Below are 12,428 nucleotides of genomic sequence, written 5' to 3' on the forward strand. Positions count from 1 at the left end.
GCAGGACCGCCGGTACCGCTGAGCGCCCTGCTCGCGACCGCCGGAACATCTGTTCACACCGACGGGAGGCCCGGCTCGGGTCCCCGAGATCGGCGCGCTCCGGCGCGCATCCACCATCTGAGACGGTTCCACGGGCCGGAGTTCTCACAGTGTGGAAAGCCTGTGGATAACTGTGGAGGACACGCCGGATGGTTGTTCACAGCCGTGGGGTCGTCTGTGGAATCTGGGGATGGAAGTGGATAGATGAGTTTCATTCATCCCGACGGTCCTCACACGTCGCCCACAAGTCACAACCGTGTAGTTCCCTGTCGCTGAGCGGCATCCACAGAGTTGTCCACAGTGTGCACAGGCGTTAATAGCGTTGTCTCTCTTCATCTCTCTGGATCACTGGGCCAACCTTGTGGACGGCGGGATGACAAGAAATCCGGGCCTGCTCCCGCTGTGCCACAATGGGGCGGCCGGACAGTCCAACCATCGACAGGGGTCCCAGCTGTGAAGTTCGAGGTCAACCGGGACGTCTTCTCCGAAGCCGTCTCATTCGCGGTGAAGCTCCTCCCACAGCGCACGACCCTCCCGATCCTGTCGGGCGTGCTCATCCACGCCGAGGGCGATCGTCTGACGCTGTCGTCGTTCGACTACGAGGTCTCGGCGCAGACCTCGATCGCGGCACAGATCGACGACGCCGGCACCGTGCTCGTCTCCGGCCGCCTGCTCAACGACATCGCGAGCCGCCTGCCGAACGCCCCCGTGACGTTCTCCACGGACGAGTCACGCATCACCGTGACCTGCGGTTCGGCGCACTTCACGCTGCTGAGCATGCCGGTCGAGGAGTACCCGACCCTGCCCGAGGTCGGCGAGCAGACCGGCGTCATCCCGGGCGACGCGTTCTCAGAAGCGGTGTCCCAGGTGGCCGTCGCCGCCAGCCGTGACGACGTCACCCCGGTGATCACCGGCGTCCAGCTCGAGGTCAGCGACCACGACCTGTCCCTCATCGCCACCGACCGGTACCGCGTCGCCGTCCGCACGATCCAGTGGGACTCCGGCCGTGCCGCCGACGCCGAGTCGACGACGTTGCACGCGCTCGTCCCGGCCCGCACCCTGCAGGAAGTCGGCCGCACGTTCGGCTCGGCCAGCACGGTGTCGGTGTCGATCAGCGGTTCGTCGGACCGTGAGCTCATCGCCTTCCAGGCGGCGGACAAGACCGTGACCTCGCTGCTCATCAAGGGCAACTACCCGCCGGTGCGCCGCCTCTTCCCCGAGACCGTGCAGGACCACGCCGTGATCAACACGGCCGAGCTGGTCGAAGCCGTCCGACGGGTCTCCCTCGTCCTGGAGCGCGAAGCGGCGCTCCGGTTCTCCTTCTCGGTCGACGGGCTCACGCTCGAAGCGATCGGTTCCGAACAAGCGCAAGCGTCAGAGTCGATCGATGCGTTGCTGACCGGCGAGGAAACGGTGGTCTCGTTGAAGCCCGCCTTCCTGCTGGACGGGTTGAACGCGGTGCACTCCGAGTTCGTCCGGATCTCCTTCACCAAGACGGAGAACCCCAACAAGCCGGGCCCGGTGCTCATCACCGGCCAGTCCTCGCGCGAGGAACCGGCGACGGACGGATACCGGTACCTGCTGCAGCCCAATCTCCTGCTGCGATAGCAACAGCCGTACCACTGCGCCGGCGGACGCTCGAACCGCGGCGCGACGACGAACAGAAGAGGAAATCATGCAGATCGGTCTTGTCGGCCTCGGGAAGATGGGCAACAACATGCGTGCGCGTCTGCGCAACGCAGGGATCGACGTCGTCGGGTACGACGCCAACCCCGCCGTCTCGGACGTCGCCGACCTCGGGGAACTCGCGAAGGCCCTCACCGGCCCGCGTCTGGTCTGGGTCATGGTCCCGCACGGGAAGATCACCGACGACGTCATCACCGACCTGGCCGAGGTCCTCGAGCCGGGCGACCTGGTCATCGACGGTGGCAACTCGAAGTGGCTCGACGACGAGAAGCACGCCAAGCAGCTCGACGCCAAGGGCATCCGCTACATGGACGTCGGCGTCTCGGGCGGCGTCTGGGGCAAGGACAACGGCTACGGCATGATGGCCGGCGGCGACGTCAAGGACCTCGAGTTCGCGATGCCCGTCTTCGACGCACTGCGTCCGGAGGGCCCGCGCGCCGAGGGCTTCTCGCACGCCGGCGGTGTCGGTGCCGGTCACTACGCCAAGATGGTCCACAACGGCATCGAGTACGCGATCATGCAGGCCTACGGTGAGGGCTACGAGCTCCTCGAGGCCAAGGACATCGTGCACGACGTCCCCGCGGTCTTCGCCGGGTGGCAGCGTGGCACGGTCGTGCGCTCCTGGCTGCTCGACCTGCTCGTGCTCGCGATCAACGAGGACCCGAAGCTCGACGAGCTCGAGGGCTACGTCGACGACTCCGGCGAGGGCCGTTGGACCCTCGAAGAGGCGATCGAGCTCGCGGTCCCGATGCCCGCGCTGTCCGCTGCCATGTTCGCGCGCTTCGTCTCGCGTCAGGGCAGCCAGTCGCCGACGATGAAGGCCGTCGCGGCGCTGCGCAACCAGTTCGGCGGCCACGCCGTCAAGAAGTCCTAGGACTCCCCGGGGCAACCCGGCTCGGCCCGCGTGCACGTCGACCACCTCCAGCTCACCGACTTCCGGAACTACCGGCAGGCGGAGGTCGACCTCGCACGCGGGCCGAACCTGTTCGTGGGGCGCAACGGCCAGGGCAAGACGAACCTGGTCGAGTCCATCGCCTACCTCTCCACCCTCGGCTCGCACCGCGTCCCCACCGACGCCGCGCTCGTCCGACAGGGCTGTGACGCGGCCGTCGTCCGCGCACGGCTGGCACATGAGGACCGCAGCATCCTCGCCGAGGTGCAGATCAACCGCACCGGGTCGAACCGGGCGCAGGTCAACCGGGCGCCGATCAAGCCGCGCGAGCTCCCGCGGTACTGCGCGAGCGTGCTGTTCGCGCCCGAGGACCTGGCGCTCGTCCGCGGTGAGCCGTCCGGGCGACGCCGGATGCTCGACGAGCTCCTGGTGCAGATCGCCCCGAGGATGCAGGGCGTCATCGCGGACTACGACCGCACGCTCCGACAGCGGAACACCCTGCTGAAGTCGGCCCGGGCGTCGGGGTCCCGGTCCGGGTCGCTCGCGACGCTCGACGTCTGGGACGAGCGCCTCGTCGCGTTCGGCTCCGAGATCATCGCCGCGCGGGACCACCTCACCCGCCGGCTCGCACCCTTCGTGGCGGAGTCCTACGCGACCGTCGCCGGTGAACGGCACGAGGCGTCGATCACGGGGGTGCTCTCCGTCCGCGGCGGCGACCCCGAGGACGCGGCGGCGACGGACCCCGTGCTCGGGACCGCGGACGAACCCGTCTCGGTGCCGCTGGCCGCCGAGGCCTTCCGCGCAGCGCTCGAGCGCCGCCGCCGGGACGAACTCGACCGCGGCCTGACCCTCGCGGGACCCCACCGTGACGATGTCCTCTTCACCCTGAACGGGTTACCTGCCCGTGGATACGCCAGTCACGGCGAGTCCTGGTCCTTCGCGCTCGCGATCCAGCTCGCCAGTGCGTCGATCCTGCGCGCGGAGTCGTCGCTCGGCGACCCGATCATCATCCTCGACGACGTCTTCGCCGAACTCGACGAGTCCCGACGCGAACGCCTCGGAACCGCGGTGGCGGACTACGAGCAGGTCCTCATCACGGCGGCGGTGTTCGGCGACGTGCCCGCCCAGCTGGCCGCGCACACCGTCCGGATCGAGGCCGGCACCATCGTGACCGACGAGGCCGAGCCGACCACCGCCTCCCGACCGGCCGACGGCGCCTGATGCCCCGACCCTGGCGTCCCACCGAGCCGGCCCGCGTGTACGGCCACCTCAAGGCCGTGTTCGGCGACCCGTCCAAGCGCGGGGTCGACGCACGTCGTCGCCGCGCGAAGGAGTTCGACGCCGACACCGTGCCGTACGGGCGCGGCCGTGAGCCGAAGGGGCTCGGCGACATCGTCGGTTCCTTGGCCGCGGAGCTCGGCTGGACCGAGCCGCTCGCCCGTTCCGAGCTCTTCGTGGACTGGCCGAGCGTGGTCGGTGAGGAGCTCGCCAGGCACTCCACACCGGTGACCATCGAGGACGGTGCGCTGGTGATCCGGTGCGACTCGACGGCCTGGGCGACGCAGCTCCGGCTCATGCGCGCGACGGTCACCACGACGATCGCCCAGCGACACCCGGAAGCGGGCGTGCAGTCCATCCGGGTTTCCGGCCCAGACGTCCCCACCTGGAAACGCGGCCTCAGGAGCGTTCAGGGGCGCGGTCCTCGCGACACCTACGGTTGAGGCGAGGAAATCATCCTCTGGTCGCGAAATCGGCCCTCCACGGGCCGTTTCCGCCCTCGGACGAGAGCCCGCTGCGATAGACTGGGCGGTGCAGTGCGCGGGTGTTCCGCGCGCAGGCAGGAGCTCTCGCGACATGGCATCAGGATCTGAAGACGACCAGAACACGTCAGGCGAACAGTCGTACGGCGCAGACCAGATCCAGGTGCTCGAGGGGCTCGAGGCCGTCCGCAAGCGCCCGGGCATGTACATCGGCTCCACCGGGCCGCGCGGTCTCCACCACCTGGTGCAGGAGATCGTCGACAACTCGGTCGACGAAGCCCTCGCCGGCTACTGCGACACCATCGACGTCACCATCCGCGAAGACGGCGGCGTCCGGGTGGTCGACAACGGCCGCGGCATCCCGGTCGACGTCCACGCGGCGGAAGGCGTCTCCACGCTGCAGGTCGTCCTGACGGTGCTGCACGCCGGCGGCAAGTTCGGCGGCGGCGGGTACGCGGTCTCCGGCGGCCTGCACGGCGTTGGTTCGTCCGTCGTGAACGCCCTGAGCTCGGAACTCGACGTCGAGGTCCGCCGTCAGGGCAACGTCTACCGCCAGAGCTACACCGACGGCGTTCCGGTCGCCCCCGTCTCGAAGGACGAGGAGACCGACGAGACCGGCACGACGATCACGTTCTGGCCGAACGCCGAGATCTTCGAGACCGTCGTCTTCGACTACGAGACCCTCCGTGCCCGCTTCCAGCAGATGGCGTTCCTCAACAAGGGCCTGCGCATCAACCTCAAGGACGAGCGCACCCCGGACGAGGGCGAAGAGTCGCGCCACGACACGTTCCGGTACGAGCGCGGTCTGGCCGACTACGTCGAGTACCTGGGCAGGCAGAAGAAGGCCGACCTGGTCCACCCGGACGTCATCGGCTTCGAGGCCGAGGACCCGGAGCGCAAGATCGCGCTCGAGGTCGCGATGCAGTGGAACACGTCCTACCAGGAGAGCGTCCACACCTTCGCGAACACGATCAACACGCACGAGGGCGGCACCCACGAAGAGGGCTTCCGCGCTGCGCTGACCACGCTCGTGAACCGCTACGCGCGCGAGGCCAAGATCATCAAGGAGAAAGACGACAACCTCACGGGTGACGACATCCGCGAAGGGCTGACCGCCGTCATCTCGGTGAAGCTCGGCGAGCCGCAGTTCGAGGGCCAGACGAAGACCAAGCTCGGCAACACCGAGGCCAAGTCCTTCGTCCAGCGCGTCGTCGGCACCGAGCTCACGCACTGGTTCGAGAGCAACCCGACGCAGGCGCGTGACGTGGTCCGCAAGGCGATCCAGGCATCGCAGGCGCGGCTCGCGGCGCGCAAGGCCCGTGAGACCACCCGCCGCAAGGGCCTGCTCGAGTCGGGTGGCATGCCCGGCAAGCTCAAGGACTGCCAGTCGAAGGACCCGACCCTGTCGGAGATCTTCATGGTCGAGGGTGACTCCGCCGGCGGCTCCGCCGTGCAGGGCCGCAACCCGATGACCCAGGCGATCCTGCCCCTGCGCGGCAAGATCCTGAACGTCGAGAAGGCGCGGCTCGACCGCGCGCTGGCGAACCAGGAGATCCAGTCGATGATCACGGCGTTCGGCGCCGGCATCGGCGAGGACTTCGACCCGGACAAGGCCCGGTACCACAAGATCGTGCTGATGGCCGATGCCGACGTCGACGGCCAGCACATCACCACGCTGCTGCTGACGCTGCTGTTCCGCTACATGCGACCGCTCATCGAGCGCGGGTACGTCTACCTGGCACAGCCGCCGCTGTACCGCCTGAAGTGGTCGAACTCCGCGGACGAGTACGTGTTCAGCGACCGCGAGCGCGACGCCCTGCTGCAGTCCGGTCTCGCGGCGGGCAAGCGCATCCCGAAGGACAACGGGATCCAGCGCTACAAGGGCCTCGGCGAGATGGACTACAAGGAGCTCTGGGACACCACGATGAACCCGGACACCCGCACGCTGCTGCAGGTCACGCTCGAGGACGCCGCCGCCGTCGACAGCGTGTTCGCCACGCTGATGGGCGAGGACGTCGACGCGCGTCGCCAGTTCATCCAGCAGAACGCCAAGGACGTCCGGTTCCTGGACATCTAGACCCGTCCTGGAGGGTCGGCGCAGGCCGAGCGCTCCAGTCCCGACCACCTGTGGTCGCGCCCGGCGCGACGAACGGAACCCCTGCCTCCCGGCAGTGCAGAAAGGTGACCAGGCCAGATGGCTGACGACAACGACACCACCGACGACCAGCCCGAGGTCATCCACGGCGACAGCGGGGACATCGTGGTCTCCGGCGACCGGATCTCGCAGGTCGACCTGCAGCTCGAGATGCAGCGGTCCTACCTCGACTACGCGATGAGCGTCATCGTGGGCCGGGCACTGCCCGAGGTCCGCGACGGCCTGAAGCCCGTGCACCGCCGTGTGATCTACGCGATGTTCGACGGCGGGTACCGCCCCGACCGGGCGTTCTCGAAGTGCTCGCGCGTCGTCGGTGACGTGATGGGCCAGTTCCACCCGCACGGTGACAGCGCGATCTACGACGCACTCGTCCGCCTGGTGCAGCCGTGGTCGCTGCGGTACCCGCTCGCGCTCGGCCAGGGCAACTTCGGTTCGCCCGGCAACGACGGCGCCGCAGCCCCGCGGTACACCGAGACCAAGATGGCTCCGCTCGCGCTGGAGATGGTCCGGGACATCGACGAAGAAACGGTCGACTTCCAGGACAACTACGACGGTCGCACGCAGGAACCGGCCATCCTGCCGGCGCGCTTCCCGAACCTGCTCGTCAACGGCTCGGTCGGCATCGCGGTCGGCATGGCGACGAACATCCCGCCGCACAACCTGCGTGAGGTCGCCGCCGGTGCCAAGTGGGCGCTCGAGCACCCGGACGCCACGCGCGAAGAACTGCTCGGAGCGCTCATGCAGCGCATCAAGGGCCCGGACTTCCCGACCGGGGCACAGATCCTCGGGGTCAAGGGCATCCACGACGCCTACCGCACCGGTCGCGGCTCGATCACGATGCGTGCCGTCGTGAACGTCGAGGAGATCCAGGGCCGCACCTGCCTGGTCGTCACCGAGCTGCCGTACCAGGTCAACCCCGACAACCTCGCGATCAAGATCGCCGAGGGGGTCAAGGACGGCAAGCTGGCCGGCATCGCGGACATCCGCGACGAGACCTCGGGTCGCACCGGGCAGCGCCTGGTCATCGTGCTCAAGCGCGACGCCGTCGCCAAGGTCGTGCTCAACAACCTCTACAAGCACACGCAGCTGCAGGAGAACTTCGGCGCGAACATGCTCGCGATCGTCGACAAGGTGCCGCGCACCCTGGCGCTCGACGGGTTCATCTCCGCCTGGGTCGACCACCAGATCGAGGTCATCGTCCGGCGGACCCAGTTCCGTCTGCGCGAGGCCGAGAAGCGCGCGCACATCCTGCGCGGCTACCTGGCAGCGCTCGACGCGCTGGACGAGGTCATCGCCCTCATCCGTCGCTCGCCCGACGTGGAGGACGCGCGCAACGGACTGATGGACCTGCTGTCCGTCGACGAGATCCAGGCCCGCGCGATCCTCGAACTCCAGCTGCGTCGTCTCGCCGCCCTCGAGCGTCAGAAGATCCACGAAGAGGCCGAGGCACTCGAGCTCAAGATCGCCGACTTCGAGGACATCCTCGCCCGCCCGGAGCGCCAGCGTTCGATCATCGGCGAGGAGCTCGACGAGATCGTCGAACGCTTCGGTGACGACCGCCGCAGCGAGATCATGCTCGGGTACGACGGCGACATGTCGATCGAGGACCTCATCCCCGAGGAAGAGGTGGTCGTCACGATCACCCGCGGCGGCTACGTCAAGCGGACTCGGAGCGACCAGTACCGCTCGCAGCACCGCGGTGGCCGTGGTGTCCGTGGCGCCCAGCTCCGCGCGGACGACGTCGTCGAGCACTTCTTCGTCACGACGACGCACCACTGGCTGCTGTTCCTCACCGACCAGGGCCGCGTGTACCGCGCCAAGGCGTACGAGCTGCAGGAAGCCGGGCGTGACGCCAAGGGCCAGCACTCGGCGAACCTGCTCGCGATGCAGCCCGACGAGCAGATCCAGCAGGTGCTCGACATCCGCGACTACGAGGCAGCGCAGTACCTCGTGCTCGCCACCGAGCAGGGCCTGGTGAAGAAGACCGCGCTCACCGAGTACGACACGAACCGCACCGGCGGCATCATCGCGATCAACCTGCGCGAGGGCGACAAGCTCCGCTCGGCGCTGCTCGTCGACGAGACCGACGACCTGCTCCTCGTCTCCCGGCACGGCATGTCGCTCCGCTTCACCGCGACGAACGACACCCTGCGGCCGATGGGTCGGTCGACCTCCGGCGTGAAGGGCATGTCGTTCCGCGACGGTGACTCGCTGCTGGCGGCCCGCGTCGTGTCCGACGACGGCTTCGTCTGGGTGATGACCGAGGGCGGCTACGCCAAGCGCACCGGGGTCGACCAGTACCGCACCCAGGGACGAGGTGGCCTCGGCATCAAGGTGGCCAAGCTCGCCGCCGACCGGGGCGACCTTGTGGGTGCTCTCATCGTGGGTGAGGACGACGAGGTGCTCGTCGTGCTGCAATCGGGCAAGGTGGTAAGGTCTGCCGTGGCCGAGGTCCCTGCGAAGGGACGCGACACGATGGGCGTCGTCTTCGCGCGGTTCGCGGAGAACGACCGGATCATCGCGGTGGCCCGGAACAGCGAGCGGAACCTGGACGACCAGGACGACGCCGAGATCGAGTCCGCGGGCCCGGTGGAGACGGTCAGCCCAGCCGAGGCAGCGCCGGAACCCACGGAACCCGCGTCCAACAACCCCGCGCCCGTCGACGACGAGGCCGGAGAGGACCAGTCAACCAATGAGTAGTGTCGCCGAGAAGCTCCAGAAGAAGGCGAAGCGACCCGTCGGCACCCGCCAGGTGCGGCTGCGACTGGTCTACCTCGACTTCTGGTCGATGGTGAAGCTGTCGTTCCTGATCGCCCTGGCGGGCAGCATCGTGATCGTCGTCGCCACCGCGCTGGTGTGGGGCATCCTCAACCAGACCGGGGTGTTCACCCAGATCGACTCCCTGCTCAAGGACGTCACCGGGCAGAACAGCTACTCGATCATGGACCAGTTCTCGCTGGGCCAGGTGCTCGGGTTCTCCATCGTCGTGGGCATCCTCAACGTGGTCGTCGGTACCGTCCTCGGCGCCATCGTCAGCGTGCTCTACAACCTCAGTGTGCGGATCACGGGCGGCCTGCTCGTGGGCTTCACGAACAACTGACACACCCGGCCGGATGAGGCCGATCGCTCGATTTCGCTCCGGCGGGATCGTGGGGTAGGCTTTCATCCGGTCTGAGGGGCTATAGCTCAGGCGGTTAGAGCGCTTCGCTGATAACGAAGAGGTCCAAGGTTCAAGTCCTTGTAGCCCCACCATCCCCTTCCCGGGGCCTTAGCTCAGTTGGTAGAGCGCCTGCTTTGCAAGCAGGATGTCGGGAGTTCGATTCTCCCAGGCTCCACTCGTATCAGCCCCTGGTCGGCGACTCCGTTGCCTCCCAGGGGCTTCGTTCTGTGCTGGTCGGCGCCTTCGGCGCGCCGCTCCGCGATGGTCACCCCGGATGCGCTCGTTCCGCGGCCCAACGAGACGCGTCCGTCTCCTCCGGGAGGCTTGGGGCGCGCTGGTGGTCTCGGTGACCCGTGTGTGGCCGGACACGAGGGTCGGAGTCGGGCCGGGCCTCCTGGCCGTCACGTCGTGCCGGACGCGCGCGGCCTGACGAGGTTCCATGACTTGCCGCTCACGTTGGCCGAGGTTCCACGGGTCGTTTGTCCTGCGCGTCGAGGTTCCAGAATTCTGGAACCTGGACGGGGTGCGGCCCCCGCGGACGACGAAGGGCCCCGGCGTGTGCCGGGGCCCTTCGTACGAACCGGGAGGTCAGGCTGCGGACTTGTCCGCCGAGTCGGCGTCGTCGGCGACCCACAGGTCGTCGTCGGCGCGGAGCGTCTGGTACGCGGCGTAGGCGGCACCGGCGACGGCGACCACCCCGACCACGATCAGTGCGACCCCGCCGAAGCCGATGCCCTGCTTCTTGTGGCCGGCGGGCACGTACTTCGCCGCGGCCTTGCGGGCCTTCTTGCTCTTCTTCTGCGCGTTCTTGACGAGCTTCTTGACGCGGGGGTCCTTCGCCAGGTCGCCCACGCTCATCACCGAGCCCGCGGTCGAGACCAGACCGGGGATGACCTCGGTCTGGAAGCGGTGCGAGGCGGACTGCGCAGCCGAGGTGGCGGCGTGCACGCCGGTGGCGACCGCGGGACGGACCCCGTTGTCGATCGCGTGCTGCACGCGGGGGGCGATGTCCTTGCGCGCGGCGTCAGCGGCGTGCGAACGCGCCTCCGCCAGGATCTCGTTGGCGTGCTCGAGCACCTTGCGCTGCTCGCCGAGGAGCGAGGCGGTCTTGCCCTTGAGCTTCTTGATCTGCTTCCGGCGCTTGCGCGGCAGTTCGATCGTCGTCATCTGGTACCTCCATCGGAACGGCGTGGACCCCATCCTGCCACCAGCGCACCTGACAGGTCACGGAGCCGTCCCTGTGCGTCTCGTCCGTACGCAGGTGGCACATGCGAGAATCGGAACATGTCTCTGCACACCGCTGTCGCAACGATCCACACGAACAAGGGCGACATCCGCGTCAACCTGTTCGGCAACCACGCCCCCAAGACCGTCAAGAACTTCGTCGACCTGGCAACCGGCCAGCAGGAGTGGACCCACCCGGGCACCGGCAAGGTCTCCACGGACAAGCTCTACGACGGTGTCGTCTTCCACCGCATCATCAAGGACTTCATGATCCAGGGCGGCGACCCCCTCGGTCAGGGCATCGGTGGCCCCGGCTACCGCTTCGATGACGAGATCTCCCCGGAGCTCACGTTCCAGAACCCCTACATCTTCGCCATGGCGAACGCCGGCATCCAGGGCGGCCGCGGCACGAACGGCTCGCAGTTCTTCATCACCACCGTGGCGACGCCGTGGCTGCAGGGCAAGCACACCATCTTCGGTGAGGTCGCGGACGACGAGTCCCGCGCCGTCGTCGACGCGATCGAGGGCGTCGCGACCGACGGCCGTGACAAGCCGCTCGAGGACGTCGTCATCAACAGCATCGACGTCGAGTCCGTCTGACCTGACGTGACCGACCAGGCGTACAACCCGGCCAACTACTGCTACCGGCACCCGGACCGTCAGAGCTTCATCCTGTGCCAGCGGTGCGGGCGGACGATCTGCACCGAGTGCCAGACACCGGCGGCGGTCGGGGTGCACTGCCCTGAGTGCGTGCGCGAGCAGCGTGCGAAGTTCACGGAGAACCGCCGCGCGTCCGGAGCCCCCACCGGGCTGACGGTCGCGCGGCGGCGCTTCGCGATGCTCGACCAGAAGGCGACCGTCGTCATCGTCGCCGTCTCGGTGCTGATCTGGTTGCTCGACCAGGTGTCCCGCGGCTTCTTCACGCAGCTGTTCTTCTTCAACGCCGCCTACCTGCCCACCCAGCCGTGGCGCATGGTGACGTCGTTGTTCGTGCACTCGGGCTTCCTGCACATCGCCTTCAACATGTGGGCGGTGTTCATCTTCGGCCGGATGCTCGAGAACATGCTCGGGACGTGGCGCTTCCTCGCGCTGTACTTCCTGGCCGGACTCGGCGGGTCGATGGCCGTCACGCTCATCGCGCCCGGATCCTCGGTCGTCGGCGCCTCGGGAGCGATCTTCGGGCTCTTCGCTGCGTTCTTCATGCTGCAGCGGAGCCTCGGCGGCAACGCGGTCTCACTCCTCGTCATCATCGGTCTGAACCTGGTGATCGGCTTCCTGCCCGGGACGAACATCTCCTGGCAGGCGCACGTCGGCGGGATCGCGGTGGGCTTCCTGACCGGGTACGTGTTCGCGAAGACCCGGAACATCCGCAAGCGGAACCTGCAGATCGCTCTGCTGGTGGCCGAGGCGGTGGTGATCGTCGCCCTGACCTACGTCGGCTACGCGATCGCGATCGGCTGAGCCGTCACGACCTGCGAACGCCCCGTCACACTCCGGTGTGGCGGGGCGTTC

The 12,428-nt window shown here is 68.0% G+C and carries 10 protein-coding genes and 2 tRNA genes; 11 read left to right on the plus strand and 1 reads right to left on the minus strand.

Annotated features, from left to right (window positions below):
- The first annotated feature begins 492 nt into the window (after positions 1-492).
- From dnaN to BIU90_RS08130, 9 genes are all read left to right on the plus strand, one after another.
- Entirely contained in the window at positions 493-1,647 is a 1,155-nt protein-coding gene (dnaN, locus tag BIU90_RS08090) for a DNA polymerase III subunit beta (RefSeq protein WP_071299692.1), read from the plus strand.
- Positions 1,631-2,599: a phosphogluconate dehydrogenase (NAD(+)-dependent, decarboxylating) gene (gene gnd, locus BIU90_RS08095; protein ID WP_302847390.1), complete on the plus strand. Its 969-nt coding sequence runs from the start codon at positions 1,631-1,633 to the stop codon at positions 2,597-2,599. The genes dnaN and gnd overlap by 17 nt, the downstream gene beginning before the upstream one ends.
- A gap of 30 nt (positions 2,600-2,629) precedes the next feature.
- Positions 2,630-3,838, plus strand: a complete 1,209-nt coding sequence (recF, locus tag BIU90_RS08100; protein ID WP_071299694.1) for a DNA replication/repair protein RecF — start codon at positions 2,630-2,632, stop codon at positions 3,836-3,838.
- A complete protein-coding gene (locus tag BIU90_RS08105) occupies positions 3,838-4,338 on the plus strand; it encodes a DUF721 domain-containing protein (RefSeq protein WP_071299695.1) in 501 nt (166 codons plus the stop codon). The genes recF and BIU90_RS08105 overlap by 1 nt, the downstream gene beginning before the upstream one ends.
- Before the next feature lie 133 nt (positions 4,339-4,471).
- Positions 4,472-6,454 carry a DNA topoisomerase (ATP-hydrolyzing) subunit B gene (gene gyrB, locus BIU90_RS08110; RefSeq protein ID WP_071299696.1) on the plus strand — a complete coding sequence of 661 codons (1,983 nt, stop codon included), beginning with the start codon at positions 4,472-4,474 and terminating at the stop codon, positions 6,452-6,454.
- A 117-nt stretch (positions 6,455-6,571) separates the two neighbouring features.
- Positions 6,572-9,232, plus strand: a complete 2,661-nt coding sequence (gene gyrA, locus BIU90_RS08115) for a DNA gyrase subunit A (protein WP_071299697.1) — start codon at positions 6,572-6,574, stop codon at positions 9,230-9,232.
- Entirely contained in the window at positions 9,225-9,632 is a 408-nt protein-coding gene (locus BIU90_RS08120; protein ID WP_071299698.1) for a DUF3566 domain-containing protein, read from the plus strand. The genes gyrA and BIU90_RS08120 overlap by 8 nt, the downstream gene beginning before the upstream one ends.
- A gap of 75 nt (positions 9,633-9,707) precedes the next feature.
- Positions 9,708-9,784: transfer RNA gene (locus tag BIU90_RS08125), tRNA-Ile, on the plus strand.
- A 10-nt stretch (positions 9,785-9,794) separates the two neighbouring features.
- Positions 9,795-9,867, plus strand: a tRNA-Ala gene (locus tag BIU90_RS08130).
- Between the two features lie 413 nt (positions 9,868-10,280).
- Here BIU90_RS08130 and BIU90_RS08135 read toward each other — a convergent pair.
- Positions 10,281-10,859 (minus strand): hypothetical protein, encoded by a 579-nt coding sequence (locus BIU90_RS08135; RefSeq protein WP_083403792.1) that lies wholly within the window; start codon positions 10,857-10,859, stop codon positions 10,281-10,283.
- A gap of 117 nt (positions 10,860-10,976) precedes the next feature.
- On the opposite strand from BIU90_RS08135, the gene BIU90_RS08140 reads away from it, so the two are divergent.
- A complete protein-coding gene (locus tag BIU90_RS08140) occupies positions 10,977-11,516 on the plus strand; it encodes a peptidylprolyl isomerase (protein WP_071299699.1) in 540 nt (179 codons plus the stop codon).
- A 150-nt stretch (positions 11,517-11,666) separates the two neighbouring features.
- The gene (locus BIU90_RS08145) at positions 11,667-12,377 is read left to right on the plus strand and encodes a rhomboid family intramembrane serine protease (protein WP_254786977.1); all 711 of its coding nucleotides are present in this window, start codon (positions 11,667-11,669) and stop codon (positions 12,375-12,377) included.
- Positions 12,378-12,428: the final 51 nt, after the last annotated feature.

The sequence above is a fragment of the Curtobacterium sp. MCBA15_001 genome, assembly GCF_001864835.1.
GTDB lineage: Bacteria > Actinomycetota > Actinomycetes > Actinomycetales > Microbacteriaceae > Curtobacterium.